We start from the raw sequence: 24,094 nt of genomic DNA on the forward strand, positions 1-24,094 counted from the left end.
GTTTTAGTCAAACTCCAGTTCCACCTGCTCCGATCCTATCAAAGAACGTAAATCGTTAAGCAGACGATCACTGGGCGAGATTCGCCACGATGCACCAAAGCGCAACCTTGCCCGAGCATCCTCTCTCTGATAGTAGAGATGTACCGGAATGGTCCCCGAACGATACGGCTCCAGGGACTGACGGAGACGGTTTAAAAGCTGGTCATCAATTTGCCTGTCCGTCAGCGAGATAGCAAGACCACGGGCATATTTTTCCCGGGCTTCGTCAATATCCATCACTTCTCTGGCGGTCATTTTCAGCCCGCCACTGAAGTCATCAAAGCTGACTTGTCCGCTAACGATCAGAATACGATCTTTTTCCAGCAGATGCTGGTATTTATCAAGCGCATCAGTGAAAAGCATTATCTCCAGACGACCTGAACGATCATCCAGAGTACAGATGCCAATACGATTTCCTCGTTTGGTCACCATAACACGCGCTGCCAAGACTAAACCGGCAGCAACTGTTATCTTACCACGTTCTGTCGGGTGCATATCTTTCAGACGCGCTCCGCCGACATACCGCTCAATTTCTTTCAGGTACTGGGTGATAGGGTGCCCGGTCAGATACAACCCGAGGGTCTCCCTTTCACCGTCCAGCTGAACCTGTTCCGGCCACGGCATAACACTGGCATACGACTGTTCAACCTGCTCCGGCTTTTCGGCCAGTACGCCAAACATATCTGCCTGACCGATTGCTTCCGCTTTTGCATGCTGATCTGCAGCTTTCAGCGCCGCATTCAGAGAGCTCATTAATGCTGCACGATGAGGCCCTAACCTGTCAAAGGCTCCGGACATTATCAGTTTTTCCATCACCCGGCGATTAATTTTTTTAATATCTGTTCTGGCGCACAGATCAAACAGCTCTTTAAAGTATCCGCCTTGATGACGAGCGTCGAGAATCGCTTCAATCGGGCCTTCACCCACGCCCTTGATCGCACCTATACCGTAGACAATTTCACCGTCATCATTGACATGAAAGGGGTAGAGTCCGGAGTTAATATCCGGTGGCAGTACCTTCAGACCCATACGCCAGCATTCATCAACCAGACCGACCACTTTTTCAGTGTTATCCATATCCGCAGTCATAACTGCGGCCATAAATTCTGCCGGATAGTGGGCTTTTAACCACAGTGTCTGGTAGGAGACTAAGGCATAAGCTGCTGAGTGTGATTTGTTAAATCCATAGCCGGCAAATTTTTCCACCAGGTCAAAAATTTTCATCGACAGTTCGCCGTCGATACCCATCGACTCGGCACCGTCACGGAAGACTGAGCGCTGCTTAGCCATTTCTTCCGGTTTCTTTTTACCCATGGCACGGCGCAACATATCTGCCCCGCCCAGAGTATAGCCTGCCAAAACCTGGGCTATCTGCATTACCTGTTCCTGATACAGGATAATGCCATAGGTCGGTTCCAGCACCGGTTGCAGTGATTCATGCTGCCACTGAATATCCGGATAAGAGAGCTCTTCACGGCCATGCTTACGGTCAATAAAGTTATCAACCATCCCCGACTGTAAGGGACCGGGGCGGAACAGTGCCACCAGCGCGATCATATCTTCGAAACAGTCAGGTTTCAGACGTTTAATCAGGTCTTTCATCCCCCGGGATTCAAGCTGGAAAACCGCAGTAGTTTCCGAACGCTGCAGCATATCGAAGCTTTTTTTATCATCCAGCGGGATGGCGGCAATATCAATCGGCTCCAGACCCTGCTTTTCACGACGCGGGTTGATCATCTTCAGCGCCCAGTCGATGATGGTCAGCGTACGCAGCCCCAGGAAGTCAAATTTGACCAGCCCTGCATATTCCACATCGTTTTTATCAAACTGGGTGACCGGATGCTCACCATGTTCATCACAATACAGGGGGGCAAAGTCTGTAATTCTGGTTGGCGCAATCACCACACCGCCGGCGTGCTTACCGGCATTACGGGTTACTCCTTCCAGTTTACGCGCCATATCGATCAGCGCCCTGACCTCTTCGTCAGCATCGTAGATTTCAGGCAGCTGTGGCTCTGCCTCAAAGGCTTTCGCCAGGGTCATACCGGGGTCAGGCGGCACCAGCTTGGAAATCCGGTCGACAAAACCATACGGGTGGCCCAGTACCCTGCCGACATCACGGATAACCGCTTTCGCGGCCATGGTACCGAACGTAATAATCTGTGAAACCGCATCACGCCCGTACATTTCGGCCACATGATCGATCACCTGGTCGCGTTTCTCCATACAGAAATCGACGTCGAAGTCTGGCATAGAGACACGTTCGGGGTTAAGAAAGCGTTCGAACAGCAGGTCGAATTCCAGCGGGTCCAGATCGGTAATTTTCAGGGCATAAGCCACCAGAGAACCGGCACCGGATCCCCTGCCCGGCCCGACAGGTACGCCATTGTCTTTCGACCACTGGATAAATTCCATGACGATCAGAAAGTAGCCGGGGAAGCCCATCTGGTTAATCACACCCAGTTCAATATCCAGACGCTCATCATAGGCTGGTCGTTTTTCAGCACGGACCGCAGGATCAGGAAACAGAAACTCAAGACGTTCTTCCAGCCCTTTCCGGGAACTGGCCACCAGGAAGTCCTCGGTACTCATCTCCCCGGTCGGAAATTGTGGCAGAAAATATTCGCCCAGCCGGACAGTCACATTACAGCGGCGGGCTATTTCGACACTGTTCTCCAGCGCCTCAGGAATATCTGCAAACAATTCGCACATTTCTTCTTCAGTGCGCAGATATTGCTGAGGGCTGTACAACCGCGGACGTTTAGGATCGTCGAGGGTATAGCCATCATGTATCGCGACACGGATTTCATGAGCATCAAAATCGGTGCTCTGCAGAAAACAGACGTCATTAGTAGCTACCACCGGCAGGTGATGTCTGATTGCCAGTTCAACGGCCTGATGCAGGTATTCTTCCTCATCAGGACGCCCGGTACGATGCAATTCCAGATAGAAACGATCAGCAAAATGTTGCTGATAAAAAGACAGACACTGTTCTGTCAGGTTGTCATTACCGCGTAATAAACTCCGGCCGATATCCCCTTTCCGGCCGCCGGATAGCAGGATAAGTCCTTCACTCAGTTCTGCCAGCCAGTCACGATCAATCACCGGGCCCTGAGGGCCATAGCCCCGTTGGTAAGCTTTCGATATCAGTAATGTCAGGTTCTGGTAACCGGTATTATTTGCCGCCAGTACCGTCAGTGCACTTAATTCATCCCCCGTCAGCTCACTGGCTACCAGGAAGTCGGCACCGATAATCGGTTTAATCCCGGCCCCGTGGGCTGCACCATAGAATTTCACCAGCCCGCACAGATTAGTAAAATCGGTGATCGCAATGGCCGGCATATTCAGGGAGGCGGCGGCTTTTACCAGAGCACCCGTTTTTGCCAGTCCATCGATCATGGAATAGTCGCTGTGTACATGCAGGTGTATAAAACGGGGTTCAGCCATCAGAGTATCCGGTATGCGGTTCAGGGTAGATAAAGCGTTATTTGCCGGCGGCAGCCAGTACATTTCGTACCGGAGCAAAGCTGCGTCGATGCTGCGGTGTTGCGCCGAGTAAGCTCAGTTTTTCCAGGTGATAAGGGGTCGGATACCCTTTATGTCTGGCAAAGCCATACCCCGGATAGGCCGCATCCAGTGCCGCCATTTCAAGATCCCGCGTCACCTTAGCAATAATAGAGGCTGCGCTGATTTCCGCTACCAGGCTATCACCTTTCACCACCGCCTGTGACTTCATAGGCAATGCCGGACAGCGATTACCATCAATCAGAACAAAATCCGGTACCACTGTCAGCCCGGCAACAGCCCGCTGCATTGCCAGCATAGTGGCATGCAGGATATTCAGCTGATCAATTTCTTCCGGCTCTGCACGACCGAGGCTCCAGCACAATGCTTTCTGTTTGATTTCGTCAAATAACGCCAGCCGGCGTTTTTCTGTCAATTTTTTTGAATCAGCCAGACCGTCGATCGGGTTTTCCGGGTCGAGGATCACTGCCGCGGTCACCACCGCACCGACTAACGGGCCTCGCCCGACTTCATCGACGCCGGCAATACAGGTTGCCTGCGGATAAATAAAACGACTCATGAGATTAACTCCAGCACAGCCTGTGCTGCCTGTTGATCCGCATTCCAGCGGATTTGTTGATGCAACTCGCTAAATACCTGCAACAGAGCAGTTCTTTCTGGCCCCTGATGCAGTAAAGGTTCGAGAGCCGTCGCTAAGAGCTCCGGCCGGCACGCTTCCTGGAGAAGTTCTTTGACCACTTCCCGTCCGGCGAGTAAGTTCGGTAACGAGACCCATTCGGTTTTTACCAGCTTTTTAGCCAGCCAGAAAGTGAAGGGTTTCATACGATAACCGACAACCATCGGACATTTTGCCAGCATGCATTCCAGAGCGGCGGTACCTGACGCCAGAATAGCAGCATCACTGGCAATCATCACATCGCGGGCCTGGCCATCCGTCAGATGCAGAACCAGTTCCGGTGCAACCCTGGCTTTTATTTCTTCAAACTGTTCGCGGCGTTTTGCATTCACCATTGGCACCACAATTTCCAGTGCCGGATAGCGCTGACGCAGCAGTTGTGCCGCCTTCAGAAAGTCGGCGCTCAGCATTTCGACTTCAGCACTGCGGCTGCCTGGTAGTAATGCAAGGCATAATGCATCAGGTTCTATCGATAATCTGGCGCGGGCAGCAGATTTGTCCGGCTGCAGGGGCAGACTGTCGGCCATGGTATGACCAATAAACCGGCAGGGGACATCATATTTATCATAGAACGCTTTTTCAAACGGCAGAAACGCCAGTACCAGGTCAGTATTGCGGCCTATTCTGAAAACCCGCTTCTGTCGCCATGCCCAGACCGAAGGGCTGACATAATGAATGGTGCGGATGCCGGCTCGTTTCAGCCTGCCTTCCAGAGGAATATTAAAATCTGGCGCATCAATACCGACAAAGACATCCGGTTTCAGGGCCGTCAGGCGTTTAGTCAGGTCACGACGGATATGTAATAACCGGGGAAGTCGTTCAAGCACTTCCACAATGCCCATAACGGCCAGCTCTTCCATGTCGTACCATGCTTCACAGCCTTCCGCCTGCATCAGCGGGCCGGCAACACCAACGAAACGAATATCAGGATGTTTTGCTTTTAAGGCCCGGATCAGGCCTGCACCAAGAATATCGCCGGAGGTTTCTCCGGCGATCAGTGCTACTGTCAGAGGACGCATCGCCATTCGTTACCGAATGATGCCGCGGGTTGAACGGTCAAAAAAGTCATAGAATGGCTGAACTTCACTGTGCTGTTTAGCCAGCGCTTCTATTTCCGGTTTTACTTCGTCCAGAGTTTTCCCGCTGCGGTACAGGAGTTTATAAGCATTACGAATAGCGTGTAATGCCTCTTTACTGAAGCCCCGGCGTTTCAGACCTTCAATATTAATACCATACGGTGTGGCGTGGTTACCTTGCGCAATAACATACGGCGGAACATCCTGCGCCACTCCGGAACAACCGCCAACCATGACATGAGCACCGATAGTGCACCACTGATGCACGGCAGTCATACCACCGATAATCGCATAATCATCTACCGTCACATGGCCGGCAAGTGTCGCATTATTGGCAAAAATACAGTGATTACCCACCTGGCAGTCATGAGCAATATGGGTATTGATCATTAACAGATTATCACTGCCAACGACGGTGACTCCACCGCCCTGCGTTGTTCCGCGATGAATCGAGACACTTTCGCGAATACGGTTACGATCACCGATCTCTACACGGGTTTCTTCTCTGGCGTATTTGAGATCCTGGTTTACTTCACCAATCGAAGCAAACTGATAGATTTCGTTCTCTTTACCAATTCGTGTATGGCCGTTGATAACGACATGAGACTTTACTACCGTCCCTTCGCCGATCTCAACATGTGGTCCGATAACACAAAACGGGCCAATCTGAACGCCAGGTCCGATAATGGCACCGTCTTCGATAACAGAGCTGGGATGAATGCTGGCGGTTTTATCAATCACGTTTATGCCTCCCGGCTACGTGCACACATCATTGTTGCTTCACAGACAACTTTGCCATCAACAGTAGCAACGCCACTGAAACGCGTCAGACCGCGACGGGTTTTCTCAAAAGTGACTTCCATCACCATTTGATCTCCCGGCACTACCGGACGCTTGAAACGTGCGTTATCAATACCGGCAAAGTAGTAAAGCTCGCCTGGTTCCAGTTTACCTACGCTTTTAAATGCCAGAATACCGGTTGCCTGAGCCATTGCTTCCAGAATTAACACACCAGGCAGAATAGGTTTGCCCGGGAAATGCCCCTGGAAAAATGGCTCATTGACAGTTACGTTTTTAACGGCACGCAGGTACTTATGGGGTTCGAACTCCACAACACGGTCAACCAGCAAAAACGGGTAGCGGTGAGGCAGCAGTTCCAGAATCTCTTCAATTTTCAGAGTATGTATTTCAGTAGTCAAAATACTCTTCCTGTCCTAAAAATCTGTTAGCAATAGTAACACGACCCGCATGCCCGGATGATGCACCGCAGGTCGCAAATATAAAAATATCGAATCAGCCCGCTTAACCGCGCAGATTTACTGAGAAATCCCGGTCATATCCGCGGAGCGGGCCTGTAAATTATGGTTAGTTCTCTTTACCGACTTTACGCTCAATAGCTTTGAGTCGTTTACTCATCTCATCGATATTCATCACCAGCGCAGCTGTTTTACGCCAGGCTTTATTCGCCTGAAGAGGTATACCGGAAGAATAAACCCCCGGTTCGGTGATAGGCCGCATCACCATACCCATACCAGTTACCGTCACTTTATCGCAGATTTCCATATGACCGTTGATCACACTGGCACCGCCAATCATACAGTAACGACCGATTTTCAGACTTCCGGCCATAATAACACCACCGGCTACGGCAGTATTGTCACCAATTATAACATTGTGTGCAATCTGACACTGGTTATCTATGATAACACCATTACCAATCCGGGTGTTATCCAAAGCACCACGGTCAATCGTTGTACAGGCTCCGATTTCGACACGGTCCCCGATAATCACCGACCCGAGTTGCGGTATTTTGACCCAGTTACCGCGATCATTTGCGTAACCAAAGCCATCAGCACCGATAACTGTCCCTGACTGGATCAGGCACTGTTCACCAATTTCAATCTCATGGTAAACAGAGACATTCGCCCACAAGCGTGTACCGGCACCAATACGGGTATTTTTACCGATAAAGCATCCGGCACCGATAACCACATTATCGCCCAGTTCAACCCCGGACTCGATAACCGCATTCGCCCCGATAGCCACGTTAGCACCCAGCGTTGCTTGCGGGGAGATCACCGCACCCGGCGCAATATTTTCTGCCGGTGCAGGGGTACTGTCGAGGATTTGTGCCATTCTGGCGTAAGTCAGATAAGGATCTTTCACGACCAATGCTGCGCTATGGCACCATGCCAGATCTGCTTCCGTCAGCACCACAGCATCTGCTTTGCAGTGCGCAAGTTGCTCGCGGTAGCGACTGTTTGCCAGGAACGTGATTTTCCCGCCTGTTGCGGATTGCATAGAAGCAATGCCGGAGATGGCGATATCGCCATCTCCGTGCAATTCTGCATCTAACTGCTGAGCTAAATCAGCCAGTCGAATAGATGACATCAAATTATTTAACCTGTTTCAGTACGTCAGCAGTGATATCTTTCGCGCTGGTTGCATAAGCAACAGCATTGGAATCAATAACAACATCATAGCCTTCGCTGTCCGCAACTTTCTTCACTGCGTCCTGGATACGGCTCAGCAGTTTGTTACGTTCTTCGGTCTGACGACGACGGTTATCATCTTCAAACGCCTGTGCTTTTTCTGAGAAGCTTTCACGTTTCGCCATGATATCTTTCTCTGTGCGAGTACGATCACTTGCTTTCATCGTTGAAGCATTACGCTGGAAGTTCTGCATCTGAGCCTGAAGTGCACGCTCCTGAGTCTGGAGATCAGTTGCACGACCCTTGAACTCGTTCTCCAGCTGACGGGCAACCGCAGCACGCTGTGGTAACTGCTGGAAAATACTGGACACGTTGACTACTGCAATTTTGTCAGCGGCCTGTGCTGCTACCGAAGAAGCAGCCAGAGCGAGACCAAGACCTGCGGCACATAACAACTTTTTCACTATAAACTCCTTACCATCACCGTTTGTGTCAGAGACACTATTTTTGCAAAACAAAACAGCATGAATGCTGTTTTGTTGCAATGCTCTTCAGGAAGTCGCAGCCCGGTAATTACCAGGTGTTACCGATATTAAACTGGAACTGCTCCGCTTTATCGCCATCATATTTCTTGATGGGCTGCGCGTAAGAGAACACCAGCGGACCTAACGGCGACATCCATTGTAATGCAATACCACTGGATACCCGAACGTTACCGGGTTTACTGTAATCCGGAATACCTAACGCTTCGGTTTCTGCAGTGTTCTGCCAGTTAGTATCCCATACCGTACCGGCATCAACAAATACCGACGTACGCAGTGAGCTACTGTATTTTTCACTGACAAACGGCGTCGGGGTGATCAACTCAAGGCTGGTCACTGCCATAGCATTACCACCGACCGCATCATCCGACTTACAGATGCTGCCACTGTTAGTACCACAGTTCGAATCCGTTCCGTACTTATAATAGACCGCTTTCGGCCCTACCGTATTCGACTGGAAACCACGTACCGTGCTGGAACCACCGGCGTAGAAGTTTTCATAGAACGGCATCTCTTTACCGCCCAGACCGTCACCGTATCCCAGACGGCTGCGGCTTAATAATACCCAGGTCCGGTCCTGATTCAGCGGTACATACTGCTGAGAATCCAGAGAGACTTTATAGTAACTGTTGTCTGAGCCCGGGATAGTGACCTTACCGTTCAGATTAGTACGGTTACCGGAGGTCGGGAAGAAACCACGGTCCAGCGTATTGTAGGTCCAGCCATAGTTAAAGGTGAAATCATCACTGGAATAAGAGCTGTCGTCATTATCCGTAGACAAATTTTTATCCAGAGACTTAAAGTAACGCCACATGGCGATCTGTGGTTGCATATTCGACAGATCATTATGCACATAGCCTAAGCCAACCCGTAACGAGTTATTCTCGTTCACCGGGAAGCCCAGTGTCCCGTCCAGACCATAACTGCGGTTGGTATAGTCAGACAGATCAGCATCATCGGCTTTAAAGTCATTATAGAACAGACGTCCGCCGAGGCTTACACCATCCACAGTGAAATACGGGTCTGTCATCGACAGTTCGGCGTAGGTCTGGTAATCATTTTTGGTACCACTGATACCTACCGTATTACCGGTACCCATCCAGTTTTCCTGGGTAACCCCGACCTGGAAGCTGACACCACTTTCAGTACCGTAACCGACACCAATATTAAAGGTGCCGGTATTACGCTCTTTCACTTTGTAGATGACATCAACCTGATCCGGAGACCCGGGAACCCGCTGGGTATCGACGTCAACAGTTTCGAAGTAACCGGTACGGTTCAGACGCTCTTTGCCCTGCTCGACCAGGTTGCTGCCCAGCCATGCACCTTCCATCTGACGCATTTCACGGCGTAATACAGAATCTTTGGAGGTATCGTTACCTTCAAAGATAACCTTACGCACATAATAACGGTTACCCGCATTGACACTGATGTGTAATTTTACGGTTTTGTCTTTGTCATTAATTTCCGGCTGAGTCATGACCTGCGGATAGGCATATCCGTAGTTACCCAATAACTTCTTGATGCTGTCTTCAATCCGGGTAACTTTCGTTCCGTTATACAACTCTCCTGGCGGAATCTTTGCCAGTTGTTCTATTTCGGCAGAATGCCCTGCCATATCGCCATTAACTTCAACACCGGCAATCTTATACTGAGCACCTTCGGTAATATTAACGGTGATATAGATTCCTTTTTTGTCCGGCGTCAGACTGACCTGAGTCGAATCAATATTGAATCTTGCATAACCACGCTCCAGATAGAAACTGCGCAGGTTTTCCAAATCGCCCGCCAGTTTCTGCTTCTGATACTTACGGTCAGCCACCAGGTTCCACCACGGAACATCGTCACGCAGCTGGAAACGGGAAATCAATTCATCAGAACTGAACGCTTTGTTACCGACAATATTAATCTGCTGAATTTTAGCAGAAACACCTTCGGTAAAGACCAGTTTCAGATCGACACGGTTACGTGGCAACGGAGTGACGATTGCTTTTACATTGGCTGAGTATTTACCCACGCTGTAATAGAAATCTTCCAGTCCTTTTTCGATCGAAGAAATGGTCGTACGGTCCAGAGCTTCACCGACCCGCACACCCGAAGCTTCGAGATTCTGCTTCAGTTGATCATCTTTTACCGCTTTGTTTCCGGAAAAGGTGATACTGGCAATCGTCGGACGTTCTTTGACCTGAACGATCAGGTTATTACCGTCACGCAGAACCTGAACATCTTCGAAATTACCGGTTGCGAAAAGTGAACGAATAGTGTTTCTGATGTCATCATCATTAACTGAATCACCAACACGAACAGGCATGCTGAGCAATGCCGCCCCGACGGCGACTCGCTGCAACCCTTCGAAATGAATATCTTTCACTACGAAATCGTCTGCACCGTACACGGTGGCGCTGCTGAACAGCAGCGACGCTATGAGCAACTTTTTCATCGCCATCGTTATTATGCGTGTTCCTAACACATCCCCGTTTGCAGAATTCCGATCTCTACAAACGTGAGAAATCATTGAAAAGTGCAAGCCCCATTAACAACACCAGCGCAACAGAGCCAATGCGATAACTAAAGTCCTGAACTCGCTCAGACACCGGCCCGCCTTTGATCTTTTCGACCAGCAGGAAAAGCAGATGCCCACCATCTAACACCGGTAACGGGACAAGGTTAAAAATCCCCAGATTGACACTAATCAACGCCAGAAACATCAAGTAGTATATCATTCCGTATTCAGCTGAAGCCCCTGCTCCCTGGGCGATAGATATCGGCCCGCTCAGGTTATTCAGCTTAACATCACCGGTCACTAATTTTTCCAGCATCGACGCTGTCAGCTTCACAAGTTGCCAGGTTTTTACCCCGGCCTCACCTATTGCCTCGACAGGCCCATACTGCCGCAATATTTTGTACTGTTCAGGTAACGGCTGAACCCGCGGGATAACTCCCGCGAACCCCTGGTTACCCCTGCCTGCAGACTTCACTGCAGGTGTCATCGTTAAGTCACGGATTTCACCATTACGTTCAGCCTGTAGCTGCAACGGGACTCCCGGATTATCTCTGACCTCAGTAGCAAAAGATTGCCAGTTTTCTATTACTTTACCTTCGACTTTAACGATCCTGTCTCCGGCTTGCAAACCCGCGATTGCCGCAGGTGAATTTTTTTGCACCTGATCGAGGGTCGTTTCAATCACCGGCCCCTTCGGAATAATGCCCAGCGAAGTCACAGGATCCTGTTTTTCGGGATCAAATGCCCACTGCCGGAGGTCCAGGTGTTTTGTCACCACTCCAGACTGGCCGAAAGGCGCTAAGGTGATAACGGCCTGGCTGTCACCAATTTTGCCGATCAGCGCCATTCTTACAGCATCCCAGTCAGGCGTTTCGATACCATCTATCGCTTTAAGTTCCATTCCCGGCTGAATTTGGGCTTGCTGAGCAATAGAGTTGCTGGTTATTTCGCCGGTAACCGGTCTTATTCCCGGAACACCATGCATAAAAACCAGCCAGTAGGCAAATACAGCGAAGATAAAGTTAGCCAGCGGGCCGGCCGCAATAATAGCGGCGCGCTGCCCGACCGTTTTACGGGTATAAGCCTGATGCAGACGCTCTTCAGGGACTTCGCCGGCACGTTCATCCAGCATTTTGACATAACCGCCCAGCGGGATGGCGGCTATCACATATTCGGTGCCTTGTTTGTCTGTTCTGCGCCAGAGAGCGGGCCCGAAACCGATAGAGAAGCGTTCGACCCAGACGCCACAGCGCCGGGCAACCCAGAAATGGCCGAATTCATGGACAGTAATCAGGATACCTAAGCCAACAATAAAGGCACCAATATTCCACAGTATGCTTCCCATCACGACACACCTTTAAGCTATATGGAATACCAAAAGTAACAGACAGGCAAACACCGGCACCGCAGCCGTCAGGCTATCAATACGATCCAATATCCCGCCATGGCCGGGGATCAGATTACCGCTGTCTTTAATCCCTGCTTCACGCTTAAACATACTTTCGGTGAGATCACCTAATACTGAGGCAAGGGTCGCAATGATTGCGCAGATGATCAGTGTTCCGCTGTCGACCGATAACGGCGCCAGCTGTGAAAAAGCCCAGGCAATCACCGCCGAGGTAAACAGGCCACCAAGAAAGCCTTCCAGGGTTTTTCCGGGGGAAACTTTAGGCGCAAGTTTATGTTTGCCAAACAGTTTACCAAACATATAGGCACCGGAGTCCGCCCCCCAGACCAGCAACATTACAAACAGTAACCACCATGCACCGGCAAAATGATCACTTTCATAGTGGTACTGGCGTAAGGCTATCATTCCCCAGAAGAAAGGAATCAGTGTCAGGCCACCAAAGGCCAGCCGTAAAAAGCGGGAATGTCGCCACAGAGTGGCAGACTTCGGATAAGACAATACCAGCACCAGTGCTACACACCACCAGCTAAGGGAAGTGAATAATGATAATGATACCGGCGGCTGATGAATATCATGCTGGTAAGGAGGTAATGGCAACATCATTAGTGCCAGTAACAATCCAAACAATACAGCCAGCCAGATGCGTTGCTGAGTACGCATCAGTCCGGCAAACTGCCCCCATTCCCATGCTGCAAGCATACAAATTATCAGGACAATAATATTAAATCCGATCGGCGGTAACCAAAATAATGCAATGATTACCAACGGAATCAGGATCATCGCGGTAATCAAACGAGACTTTAACAAAGGTTACCCCCGGTCCATTTATGCGCCATCCGGTGCAGCACCGCCAAAACGACGTTCCCGTAAAGAGAAAGCATCCAGTGCACCCTGAAAAACATGTTCATCGAAATCGGGCCAGAGAACATCGCTGAAATAAAACTCTGCATAGGCAACCTGCCATAACAGAAAATTACTGATTCGATGCTCTCCCCCTGTCCTTATCACTAAATCAACCGGTGACAGCGTGCACAGGCACAGCTGTTCTTCCAGCATTTGTTCCGAGATATCATCAGGCTGCAGGCTGCCAGCCTGTACCTGATGTGCAAGTCTGCGCACCCCGTCAATGATATCCCAGCGTCCGCCATAGTTCGCGGCAATATTCAGTGTCAGCCCGCTGTTCTCCGCCGTCAGCGATTCGGCCTGACGGATACGTTGCTGAATTCGCGGACTGAAGCGCGTAACATCGCCAATAACTTTCAGACGAACATTATGCTTATGTAAACTTTTGACTTCACTGTCCAGCGCCCAGATGAAAAGCTCCATCAATGCAGAGACTTCCTGCTCAGGACGATTCCAGTTTTCACTGCTAAACGCATACAGTGTCAGCGCTTCCATTTCCTGCGAAACCGCAAATCTGACAGCACGTCTGACCGCTTTTGCGCCGGCACGGTGCCCCGATATACGTAACTTTCCCTGGTTTTTCGCCCAGCGTCCATTACCATCCATAATGATAGCAACATGCCTCGGCAGAGCCCTGTATGTGTCAGGGAGGTGTTCTTGGTATAGGGACGACATAATGCGTATTAAATTCCTTTCATCAGAGAGCCAGATATCTCTGAATACTTTCTGCTCGCAAACGCTTTTCCACCGTTAATCCCGGAAAAAAGCCCCCCGCGTATATCTGAAATACCAGCACGGGACTATACCATTTCCGCCTGATTCGGACAAATGGACGCTAATCAAACCTGTTATGTCAGTTTAGCCAGTACTTCTGCGGTACGAAGACGTGTCTGCTGGTCAATATCCATTACCGCCTCCACACTCTCTGGTTCCTGTAATACTGCGCTGTCCAGCATCTGCTGGTTAATTGCCGCAATATCGGTAAACCGGATACGGTGGTTAAGAAAGGCATCAACAACCATTTCATTTGCTGCATTCAGTACGGTAGTCGCTGCCTGGCCGGCAGCACAGGCATCTATTGCCAGCTTCAGACAAGGATAACGATGATAATCAGGTTCAGTAAACGTTAATGCTCCCACCCGGGTGAAGTCCAGAGGCTTCACCCCTGCCGGGATCCTCTCCGGCCACGCCATCGAATGGGCAATCGGGGTACACATATCAGGTGATCCTAACTGGGCTATCACACTGCCATCACAGTAACGCACCATCGAATGGATCACCGACTGCGGGTGGATTACCACTTCCATCTGTGCATCCGTGGCATTGAATAGCCAGCGAGCTTCTATGTATTCAAGACCTTTATTCATCATAGTGGCAGAGTCTACAGAGATCTTTTTACCCATCGTCCAGTTGGGATGGGCACAAGCCTGCGCAGGCGTCATCAGGGGCAGTTCCGTCAGCGGAATCTCACGGAAAGGTCCGCCTGAACCGGTCAGAATAACCGAGTCAACGCCACTATCACCGAGCTGAGCATACCCTAACTGCTGCTGTATCGCCGCAGGTAAACTCTGAAAAATGGCATTATGTTCGCTATCTACCGGCATCAGACAGGCGCCGGAATGATGTACCGCGTCCATAAACAATCGCCCACAGGTCACCAGCGCTTCTTTGTTGGCCAGCAGTACCCTTTTCCCTGCGCGGATTGCAGCCAGGGTAGGCAACAATCCGGAAGCACCCACAATAGCAGCCATGACCTGGTCGACTTCCGGTAATGCCGCTAATTCACACATCGCCTGAACGCCGGAGAGCACTTCAGTATTCACCTTCAATGCTTTCAGTCGCTCACGCAAATCATTCGCCGCAGCCTCATCAGCCATCGCCGCATACGCAGGACGGAATTCACAGCACTGGTCAGTCATCAGCTGTGTATTTTTACCTGCCACTAACGCAGTTATCTGATATTTATCAGGATTTTCACGAACTACCGCAAGAGTGCTGGTACCAATCGATCCGGTAGAACCCAGCAATGTCAGACGCTTCATCAATATTTCCACTCATCATCAATCGGCAGATGACCCGCCTGCAGGCCGTGGTTATCTGCAATGTAAAACGCCGCGGCAGACAGCCATCAATATGACTTTCTGCGCGGCGTTTTCGGTCTGGCAACGCGGGATTAAAACTCCATTAACTCCGCTTCTTTCTCTGCCAGGTTTGCATCAACTTTTTTGATCGCGAGATCAGTCATTTTCTGGATATCATCCTGAGCACGACGCTCGTCATCTTCACTGATTTCTTTATCTTTCAGCAAAGCTTTAACTTTATCATTGCTGTCACGACGTACGTTACGCACAGAAACACGTCCCTGCTCTGCTTCACCACGGACAATTTTGATCAGGTCTTTACGGCGTTCTTCGGTCAGCGCTGGTAGCGGGACACGAATGTCTGAACCGGCAGAGCTCGGGTTCAGGCCCAGATCAGAAGACATGATCGCTTTTTCAATTGCCGGGCTTAACGAACGATCAAACACATTGATCTTCAGTGTACGGGAGTCTTCTACAGTCACACTCGCCAGCTGACGCAGGGGCGTTGGCGCACCGTAGTACTCGACAACAATGCCATCCAGCAGAGAAGGAGAGGCACGCCCGGTACGCACTTTAGAAATGCTATTTTTAAACGCTTCTACGCATTTTTCCATGCGTACTTCAGCATCTTTTTTAATATCGTTAATCACATTAAAACCCTTGGATTCGTTTGACCTGATGTTTCTGCCTCAGGTGTAAGCAGAACGGGGTCTGTCATCATCAGTTATTCTGCACAGCACCGATGATAAATAACCAGTGTTGTCCGGAATATACCTTATTTTAATTTATGCCGACAGGGGTTACTGCCCAATCAGGGTGCCTTCTTTTTCGCCCATAACCACCCTGCGTAATGCACCGGGCTTATTCATATTGAATACCCGGATAGGCAGATTATGGTCACGTGCTAAGGTAAATGCCGCCAGGTCCATCACCTTCAGTTCACGCTCAAGAACATCCTGATAGCTTAATTTATCATGCAGTTCAGCATCCGGGGTCGTCATAGGATCCGCGGAATAAACACCGTCGACTTTAGTGGCTTTCAGTACCACGTCGGCTTCAATTTCAATACCGCGCAGACAGGCAGCAGAATCCGTCGTAAAGAACGGATTTCCGGTTCCTGCAGCAAAAATCACTACCCGGTTATTTCTCAGCTGGCTGATAGCTTCTGCCCAGCTGTAGTTATCACACACACCATTCAACGGAATTGCCGACATCAGGCGGGCATTAACATAAGCACGGTGTAACGCATCACGCATTGCCAGGCCATTCATGACGGTCGCCAGCATCCCCATATGATCACCGACTACGCGGTTCATTCCCGCTTTTGCCAGTCCGGCGCCGCGGAACAGGTTGCCCCCGCCAATCACCACTCCGACCTGTATGCCTAATTCAACCAGCTCTTTAATTTCCTGAGCCATACGGTCAAGAATGCTGGCATCAATACCAAAACCTTCGGCGCCCTGCAGGGCCTCACCGCTCAGCTTCAGAAGGATACGTTGATATACCGGTTTTGCGTTGGTCGCCATGATCATTAATTCCTGGAACATGAGTGAATAAAGAAGAGTAAATCTGGTCTGTCATCCGCTCGTTTTTATCAAAAGACTGCAGGGATGAAACTGAAAACAGTCTGTGGCGATAACACCACAGACAAAAAAGAACCGCCCTTCTGGCGGTTCTTTCAGAGCATTAAGACTGCTTGGACATCGCTGCAACTTCAGCAGCAAAATCAGACTCAACTTTCTCGATACCTTCACCCACTTCGAAACGGATAAAGTTAACAACGTCAGCACCTTTTTCTTTCAGCAGCTGACCAACAGTTTTAGACGGATCCATAACAAAATGCTGACCGGTCAGTGAAACTTCACCGGTGAATTTGTTCATACGGCCGGAAACCATTTTTTCTGCGATTTCGCGTGGCTTACCAGACTGCATCGCGATATCCAGCTGGATCTGATGCTCACGGGCAACAACATCCGCAGGAACATCTTCAGGTTTCACGTACTCAGGCTTGCTGGCAGCAATGTGCATTGCAACGTGCTTAACCAGTTCTTCGTCAGCACCGGTCGCAGCAACCAGAACACCGATACGTGCACCGTGCAGGTAAGAACCGACAACATCACCTTCCAGACGTGCGATACGACGGATGTTGATGTTTTCACCGATTTTAGCTACCAGCGCAGTACGCTGTTCTTCGAATTTCGCTTTCAGAGCTTCGATATCAGTGATTTTGTCTGCAACCGCAGCAGCCAGAACTTCTTTACCAAATGCCAGGAAGCCTGCATCTTTAGCAACGAAGTCAGTTTCACAGTTCAGCTCGATGATTACACCAGCGTTACCTTCAACGCTAGTCAGGATCACACCTTCAGCAGCAACGCGACCAGATTTCTTCGCAGCTTTTGCCTGGCCAGACTTACGCATGTTGTCGATAGCCAGTTCGATATCGCCGTTAGCTTCAACCAGCGCTTTTTTACATTCCATCATGCCAGCGCCAGTACGCTCGCGCAGTTCTTTTACCAGAGCAGCGGTAATGTCAGCCATTCTTCAAGTCCTCGGTTAACTGTGGTCTGTTTGTACTACCCATGAATAATAACAAACAGCATCATTTCGCAGGAGATTTACTTCGTCCAGCGGAACAGATTCACGCTCAACGAATTTTAAATAATGAAAGGGGCCTGAAGCGGCCCCTTGCAGATCACATCTGACGTTAAGGGCTCTTATGCAGAGCGAACCTTATTAGACGTTTTCTAAAGTTGTTTCTTCAGCTTGCTCAACCAGGTCCTGAGAACGACCTTCACGAACAGCAGTAGCAACAGCAGTCAGGTACAGGTTTACAGCACGGATCGCATCATCGTTACCAGGGATAACGTAATCGACGCCATCCGGATCAGAGTTAGTATCAACGATAGCAAATACCGGGATACCCAGGTTGTTTGCTTCTTTGATTGCGATGTGCTCGTGGTCAGCATCGATAACGAACAGAGCATCCGGCAGGCCGCCCATGTCTTTGATACCGCCAAGGCTGTTTTCCAGCTTAGCCAGTTCACGACCACGCATCAGCGCTTCTTTCTTGGTCAGTTTCTCGAAAGTACCGTCCTGAGACTGTGCTTCCAGATCTTTCAGACGCTTGATTGACTGACGAACGGTTTTCCAGTTAGTCAGCATACCACCTAACCAGCGGTGGTTAACGAAGTACTGATCGCAGTTACGCGCAGACTCTTTAACCGCTTCGCTTGCAGCACGCTTAGTACCAACAAACAGAATTTTACCTTTACGGGCAGAAATTTTGGTCAACTCAGCCAGAGCGTCGTTGAACATTGGTACAGTCTGCTCAAGGTTAATGATGTGAACTTTGTTACGAGCGCCGAAGATGAAAGGTTTCATTTTCGGGTTCCAGTAACGGGTCTGGTGACCAAAGTGTACACCGGCCTTAAGCATATCGCGCATGGAAACAGTAGCCATGATTACCTCTAAAAATAGATATTGGGGTTGAGCCTCCATGTATCCCATACCACCGACCTGTGAAGGCACCCCGGAGTATGTGTCGATACATGTGTGTTTTGGTCAGTCTGCATCACCGGGATATAACGCCCTGAGATACCCTGCCTTTTCACATAATGAGAATTAAACGTTCCGGGCGGGCAGAAGCCTGACCACAGATTCGTCGGCGCGTTTTATACCACAAACCGCCGGTTGACGGCAATCATTGTTGCCGTTTCTGGTCAAATTATCTTCAGACTGAAAGACCTGAGACAGTGATTAACATTGGCAGCGGTTTTGCTGGCTGTTAACATACAGGGTAATAAACTCCCTCTTTTGCCGGCCGCGGGCTGGCTGCAATCGGACTATATTCCATGGCTATTTCAATTAAGACCCCTGAAGAAATCGAAAAAATGCGTGTTGCCGGCCGTCTGGCTGCTGAAGTTCTGGAAATGATTGCTGATCATGTTAAGCCGGGCATCTCGACCGGAGAGCTGGATCGTATTTGCGACGATTATATTACTCAGCACCAGAAAGCCATCTCAGCCTGCCTCGGCTATCATGGTTTTCCGAAATCAGTCTGTATTTCGATTAATGAAGTGGTATGTCACGGTATCCCCAGTGATGAGCGGCTGCTGAAAGACGGCGATATTGTCAATATCGACGTGACCGTCATCAAAGACGAGTATCATGGCGACACCTCAAAAATGTTTATTGTCGGAAATCCGACGATTCTCGGTGAGCGTCTGTGCCGCGTGACTCAGGAAAGCCTCTATCTGGCCCTCAAAATGGTAAAACCCGGCATCCGCTTACGTACCCTCGGCCGTGAAATTCAGAAATTTGTCGAAGCTCAGGATTTTTCTGTAGTACGTGAATACTGCGGTCATGGTATTGGTAAAGGGTTCCATGAAGAACCGCAGGTACTGCACTATGATGCTGATGATGGCGGTGTGGTCCTGCAACAGGGGATGACCTTCACCATCGAACCGATGGTGAATGCCGGTGATTTCCGCATCAGAAGTATGAAAGACGGCTGGACAGTGAAAACCAAAGATCGCAGCTTGTCTGCACAATATGAACATACTATTGTGGTTACTGAAAATGGCTGTGAGATTTTAACCCTCCGTAAGGAAGAAACGCTTCCTGCCATCCTGGTGAACGAAGGTTAAACCTGACAATGAATTTCTGAAAGCCGGCGATTGCCGGCTTTTTCATCTGATGAGAAGCGACAATGCCTAGCCGCCTGCCAGACGTCCCAGAAGTAATTGATAAAAATATTATTAATGCCCCGCTTCACTGGTCTGATGACATGCTGAATCGGGACAGGCTTAAACCCCGGCTGGATAACTTTCAGCGCTGGCTGGGAGAGGCCTTTGATGCCGGACAACCGGTTCACCGCTTAATTGATGCCAGAACCCGGTTTATCGACAATCTTCTGTGCCGGCTGTGGCGTTTTTTTCATTTTGATGGTGTAAACCACCTGGCACTGGTTGCCGTCGGTGGCTACGGTCGTCAGGAATTGCACCCGTTATCAGATATTGATGTACTGATCCTTAGCCGGCAGAGTCTGGATGAACAAAATGCTCACCGTGCCAGTGAACTCCTGACACTGTTATGGGATTTAAAGCTGGAGGTGGGTCACAGCGTACGTACTCTCGAAGAGTGCCTGCTGGAAGGTTTATCGGATCTGACAGTGGCGACTAATCTTATCGAATCACGGATGCTGACCGGGGATGTCACCCTGTTTCTCGAACTGCAGAAAAATATTTTCAGTGACGGTTTCTGGCCCTCTGCTGAGTTTTTTGCAGCAAAAATCGAGGAGCAGAAAGAACGTCACAAACGCTATCACGGTACCAGTTACAATCTGGAGCCGGATATTAAAAGCAGCCCGGGCGGCCTGCGGGATATCCATATGCTGCAGTGGGTTGCCCGTCGCCATTTCGGCGCAACCTCATTGCCGGAAATGGCCGGTTTCGGCTTTCTGACCCGCGATGAACGGGATGAGCTCCATCAGTGCCAGAGTTTTTTATGGCGGATCCGTTTTGCCTTACACCTTACCCTGACCCGCTACGATAACCGGTTGCTGTTTGACAGACAGCTGTCCGTCGCACAACGGCTGAATTATCAGGGCGAAGGTAACGAGCCGGTAGAACGTATGATGAAAGATTTTTATCGCGTGACCCGTGATGTCGGCGAATTAAATGAAATGCTGTTACAGTTATTTGACGAGGCGATTCTGGCCCTGCCAGCCTCAGACAAACCACAGCCTCTGGATGATGACTTTCAGCTGCGCGGTACGCTGATCGATCTGCGGGATGAACAATTGTTTATCCGTCAGCCGGAATCAATTATCCGCATGTTTAATGTTATCGTCCGAAATAAGAATATTTCCGGCATATACTCTACTACCCTGCGGTTACTACGCTACGCGATACGTACTCTCGATTACTCCCTGTGCGAAATTCCCCGCGCGCGGGTATTATTTATGGATATTCTGCGTCACCCGGGGGCTGTCAGCCGTGCTCTGGTCCCGATGCACCACCACAGTGTACTGGCGGCCTACCTGCCCCAGTGGAACAAAATTGTCGGCCAGATGCAGTTCGACCTGTTCCACGCCTACACGGTTGATGAACACACCATTCGTGTCCTGCAAAAACTGGAGAGTTTCGGCAGTGAAGACTCGCGGGCACAGCATCCGCTGTGTGTGGATATCTGGCAACGCCTGATTCAGCCGGAAATATTGCTGATTGCCGCACTGTTCCACGATATCGCCAAAGGCCGCGGCGGCGATCACTCAATACTGGGGGCTGAAGACGTTATTGAATTCGCCCGGTTACATGCACTCTCCTCCCGCGATGCACAACTGATCGCCTGGCTGGTAAGACACCATCTGCTGATGTCGGTCACCGCACAACGCCGCGATATTCAGGATCCAAATGTTATCCAGCAATTCGCCGAAATTATGCAAAATGAACGGCAGTTGCGGCTGCTGATTTGTCTGACTGTCGCTGATATCAGTGCTACCAACGAAAGTTTGTGGAATAGCTGGAAGCAAAGCTTATTGCGCGAACTTTACTTCGCCACCGAAAAACAGCTGCGACGCGGTATGGACAGCAGCCCCGACCTGCGGGAAAGAGTGCGCCACAACCGGCTTCAGGCACTGGCGTTGCTGCGAATGGATAATATTGATGAGACAAAGCTACATAAAATCTGGAACCGCTGTCGGGCAGATTATTTCCTGCGTCATACAGCCAGCCAGCTGGCATGGCATGCCCGTCATCTGTTGCAGCATCCGCTCAGTAAGCCGCTGGTATTAATCAGCCCGCAGGCGTCGCGCGGCGGTACCGAGATTTTTATCTGGAGCCCTGACCGCCCATACCTGTTTGCCACGGTTGCAGGCGAACTGGACCGCCGCAACCTCAGTGTTCACGATGCACAGATATTCACTAACCGTGATGGTATGGCAATGGATACCTTCATTGTGCTTGAACCGGACGGCAGCCCGTTAGCCCCTGACCGGCACGAGGCGATTATCCACGGGCTGACACAAGCCTTATCACAACCGGAGTGGGTTCCGCCACGGCCCCGCCGACAGTCACCACGGCTGCGCCATTTTAACGTTGATACGGAAATACGTTTTCTGCCTGCCCACACCAATCAGCGTACCTATCTGGAAATGGTCGCCCTTGATCAGCCGGGATTATTAGCACGTATCGGTACCGTTTTTGCTGAATCAGGAATATCACTGCATGGCGCAAGGATCAGTACCATCGGCGAAAGGGTCGAAGACTTGTTTATTCTGGCGGACAGTGACCGCCGAGCCCTGAGCGATAAAAAACGTGATAGTTTACAACAACGGTTGACAGAGGCACTGAATCCAAACGATAAAGTGTAATCCGGCTGGAAATCAAAACAAGTTTCCGGGACTGCAAACTTACTTTGGGGGGCTGAGTCTCAGCTCCCCGGTTGTCAGTTTTTTACCAAACCATTGATGCAGGAAATAAACAATGCAACAGTTACAAAACATCATCGAAGCCGCATTCGAACGCCGTGCCGACATTACACCAGACAATGTTGATACTGAAACCCGCGAGGCAATTACTAAAGTCGTCCTGTTAATTGACCGTGGTGAACTGCGTGTTGCGGAAAAAATTAACGGTGAATGGATCACCCATCAATGGCTGAAGAAAGCAGTATTATTATCTTTCCGTATTCATGACAACCAGGTGATAGAAGGCTCTGAAACCCGTTTCTACGACAAAGTACCGATGAAGTTTGCTGACTATGATGAAGCCCGCTTTAAAAAAGAAGGCTTCCGCGTGGTTCCTCCGGCAGCAGTACGCCAGGGGGCTTTTATTGCCCGTAATACCGTTCTGATGCCTTCCTATGTCAACATTGGTGCTTATGTCGATGAAGGGACCATGGTCGATACCTGGGCTACTGTAGGTTCCTGTGCACAGATTGGTAAGAATGTACACCTGTCAGGCGGCGTAGGTATCGGTGGTGTACTTGAGCCACTACAGGCCAACCCGACCATCATTGAAGACAACTGTTTTATCGGTGCACGTTCTGAAATCGTAGAAGGTGTTATTGTTGAAGAAGGTTCTGTTATTTCGATGGGTGTCTATATCGGCCAGAGCACTAAGATTTATGATCGTGAAACGGGTGAAGTCCATTACGGCCGTGTCCCGGCGGGTTCAGTCGTGGTTTCCGGGAATCTGCCATCTAAAGACGGCAGCTACAGCCTGTACTGCGCCGTTATCGTTAAAAAAGTGGATGCGAAAACCCTGGGTAAAGTCGGTATCAATGAACTGCTGCGTTCAATCGACTAACTGATCCGCGGTTAACCGCCTGCGTTCCCTGTCCGGGTAACTGCCTGACATATACAGGGTAGCAGGCGGATTTATTCTGCTCTGGCTCCGGCCACCCCGCAACCTGCGGTGATGACTTTACGGCTCTGGTGTATCAACCGGTGAGCACTGATTGCATCACTCATTCTGAATGTTGTTCTCTGAAAAGGTGATTGTTCATGTACGATAACTTAAAAAGTTTAGGTATTACCCACCCTGAAGAAGTTGACCGTTACAGCCTGCGTCAGGAAGCCAATAACGATATTCTGAAGATCTATTTCCGTAAGGATAAAGGGGAGTTTTTCGCGAAAAGCGTGAAGTTTAAATACCCTCGCCAGCGTAAGACCGTGGTTTCTGATCAATCCGGGCAGGGTTTTAAAGAGATTCAGGAAATAAGCCCCAACCTCAGATACCTGATCGATGAACTGGATCAGCTGTGTCAGCAGGAACAAGCTGAAGTTGACCTGAAAGTTAAGATCCTTGATGACCTTCGTCACCTTGAACTGGTCGTTTCGAATAAGATTTCGGAAATTGAGGCAGATCTGGAAAAACTCACCCGCAAATAAGCGACGTTTTTACAGA

At 49.9% G+C, this 24,094-nt stretch carries 20 protein-coding genes; 4 read left to right on the plus strand and 16 right to left on the minus strand.

What is annotated here, in order from left to right; genetic code table 11:
* Positions 1 to 3: 3 nt before the first annotated feature.
* The 16 genes from dnaE to rpsB form a co-directional block, all read right to left on the minus strand.
* A complete protein-coding gene (gene dnaE / locus JK216_RS09335; protein WP_212708321.1) occupies positions 4 to 3,486 on the minus strand; it encodes a DNA polymerase III subunit alpha in 3,483 nt (1,160 codons plus the stop codon).
* Positions 3,487 to 3,523: 37 nt separating this feature from the next.
* On the minus strand, positions 3,524 to 4,123 hold the full coding sequence (gene rnhB / locus JK216_RS09340) for a ribonuclease HII (RefSeq protein ID WP_212710475.1): 600 nt from the start codon (positions 4,121 to 4,123) through the stop codon (positions 3,524 to 3,526).
* Positions 4,120 to 5,265, minus strand: coding sequence for a lipid-A-disaccharide synthase (gene lpxB, locus JK216_RS09345; RefSeq protein WP_212708323.1), 1,146 nt, complete (start codon positions 5,263 to 5,265; stop codon positions 4,120 to 4,122). The genes rnhB and lpxB overlap by 4 nt, the downstream gene beginning before the upstream one ends.
* Before the next feature lie 3 nt (positions 5,266 to 5,268).
* On the minus strand, positions 5,269 to 6,057 hold the full coding sequence (lpxA, locus tag JK216_RS09350; protein WP_212708324.1) for an acyl-ACP--UDP-N-acetylglucosamine O-acyltransferase: 789 nt from the start codon (positions 6,055 to 6,057) through the stop codon (positions 5,269 to 5,271).
* A gap of 2 nt (positions 6,058 to 6,059) precedes the next feature.
* Positions 6,060 to 6,515, minus strand: coding sequence for a 3-hydroxyacyl-ACP dehydratase FabZ (fabZ, locus tag JK216_RS09355; RefSeq protein WP_212708325.1), 456 nt, complete (start codon positions 6,513 to 6,515; stop codon positions 6,060 to 6,062).
* Positions 6,516 to 6,681: 166 nt separating this feature from the next.
* The gene (gene lpxD / locus JK216_RS09360; RefSeq protein WP_212708326.1) at positions 6,682 to 7,707 is read right to left on the minus strand and encodes a UDP-3-O-(3-hydroxymyristoyl)glucosamine N-acyltransferase; all 1,026 of its coding nucleotides are present in this window, start codon (positions 7,705 to 7,707) and stop codon (positions 6,682 to 6,684) included.
* A gap of 4 nt (positions 7,708 to 7,711) precedes the next feature.
* Complete coding sequence (skp, locus tag JK216_RS09365; RefSeq protein ID WP_212708327.1) at positions 7,712 to 8,212, minus strand: molecular chaperone Skp; 501 nt, start codon at positions 8,210 to 8,212, stop codon at positions 7,712 to 7,714.
* Between the two features lie 109 nt (positions 8,213 to 8,321).
* A complete protein-coding gene (bamA, locus tag JK216_RS09370; protein ID WP_212710477.1) occupies positions 8,322 to 10,736 on the minus strand; it encodes an outer membrane protein assembly factor BamA in 2,415 nt (804 codons plus the stop codon).
* Positions 10,737 to 10,785: 49 nt separating this feature from the next.
* Positions 10,786 to 12,138: a sigma E protease regulator RseP gene (gene rseP, locus JK216_RS09375; protein WP_212708329.1), complete on the minus strand. Its 1,353-nt coding sequence runs from the start codon at positions 12,136 to 12,138 to the stop codon at positions 10,786 to 10,788.
* Positions 12,139 to 12,150: 12 nt separating this feature from the next.
* Positions 12,151 to 13,008: a phosphatidate cytidylyltransferase gene (gene cdsA / locus JK216_RS09380; RefSeq protein WP_212708330.1), complete on the minus strand. Its 858-nt coding sequence runs from the start codon at positions 13,006 to 13,008 to the stop codon at positions 12,151 to 12,153.
* Positions 13,009 to 13,026: 18 nt separating this feature from the next.
* A complete protein-coding gene (gene ispU, locus JK216_RS09385; protein WP_212710478.1) occupies positions 13,027 to 13,779 on the minus strand; it encodes a (2E,6E)-farnesyl-diphosphate-specific ditrans,polycis-undecaprenyl-diphosphate synthase in 753 nt (250 codons plus the stop codon).
* Between the two features lie 173 nt (positions 13,780 to 13,952).
* A complete protein-coding gene (ispC, locus tag JK216_RS09390; RefSeq protein ID WP_212708332.1) occupies positions 13,953 to 15,146 on the minus strand; it encodes a 1-deoxy-D-xylulose-5-phosphate reductoisomerase in 1,194 nt (397 codons plus the stop codon).
* Between the two features lie 131 nt (positions 15,147 to 15,277).
* Complete coding sequence (frr, locus tag JK216_RS09395) at positions 15,278 to 15,835, minus strand: ribosome recycling factor (RefSeq protein WP_212708333.1); 558 nt, start codon at positions 15,833 to 15,835, stop codon at positions 15,278 to 15,280.
* 150 nt (positions 15,836 to 15,985) lie between these two features.
* Positions 15,986 to 16,711 carry a UMP kinase gene (gene pyrH / locus JK216_RS09400; protein ID WP_212708334.1) on the minus strand — a complete coding sequence of 242 codons (726 nt, stop codon included), beginning with the start codon at positions 16,709 to 16,711 and terminating at the stop codon, positions 15,986 to 15,988.
* Between the two features lie 160 nt (positions 16,712 to 16,871).
* Positions 16,872 to 17,723: a translation elongation factor Ts gene (tsf, locus tag JK216_RS09405; protein ID WP_212708335.1), complete on the minus strand. Its 852-nt coding sequence runs from the start codon at positions 17,721 to 17,723 to the stop codon at positions 16,872 to 16,874.
* Positions 17,724 to 17,918: 195 nt separating this feature from the next.
* Positions 17,919 to 18,644, minus strand: coding sequence for a 30S ribosomal protein S2 (gene rpsB / locus JK216_RS09410; RefSeq protein WP_212708336.1), 726 nt, complete (start codon positions 18,642 to 18,644; stop codon positions 17,919 to 17,921).
* Positions 18,645 to 19,036: 392 nt separating this feature from the next.
* Between rpsB and map the strand changes: the two genes are divergently transcribed.
* The 4 genes from map to JK216_RS09430 all read left to right on the plus strand — a co-directional run bounded on the left by map (position 19,037) and on the right by JK216_RS09430 (position 24,078).
* The gene (map, locus tag JK216_RS09415) at positions 19,037 to 19,831 is read left to right on the plus strand and encodes a type I methionyl aminopeptidase (RefSeq protein ID WP_212708337.1); all 795 of its coding nucleotides are present in this window, start codon (positions 19,037 to 19,039) and stop codon (positions 19,829 to 19,831) included.
* Between the two features lie 62 nt (positions 19,832 to 19,893).
* On the plus strand, positions 19,894 to 22,557 hold the full coding sequence (gene glnD, locus JK216_RS09420) for a bifunctional uridylyltransferase/uridylyl-removing protein GlnD (RefSeq protein WP_212710479.1): 2,664 nt from the start codon (positions 19,894 to 19,896) through the stop codon (positions 22,555 to 22,557).
* Positions 22,558 to 22,669: 112 nt separating this feature from the next.
* A complete protein-coding gene (gene dapD, locus JK216_RS09425) occupies positions 22,670 to 23,494 on the plus strand; it encodes a 2,3,4,5-tetrahydropyridine-2,6-dicarboxylate N-succinyltransferase (RefSeq protein ID WP_212708339.1) in 825 nt (274 codons plus the stop codon).
* A gap of 197 nt (positions 23,495 to 23,691) precedes the next feature.
* Entirely contained in the window at positions 23,692 to 24,078 is a 387-nt protein-coding gene (locus JK216_RS09430; RefSeq protein WP_212708340.1) for a DUF3461 family protein, read from the plus strand.
* The last annotated feature ends 16 nt before the right edge of the window (positions 24,079 to 24,094 follow it).

Source organism: Tatumella sp. JGM94 (assembly GCF_018257595.1).
Classification (GTDB): domain Bacteria; phylum Pseudomonadota; class Gammaproteobacteria; order Enterobacterales; family Enterobacteriaceae; genus Tatumella; species Tatumella punctata.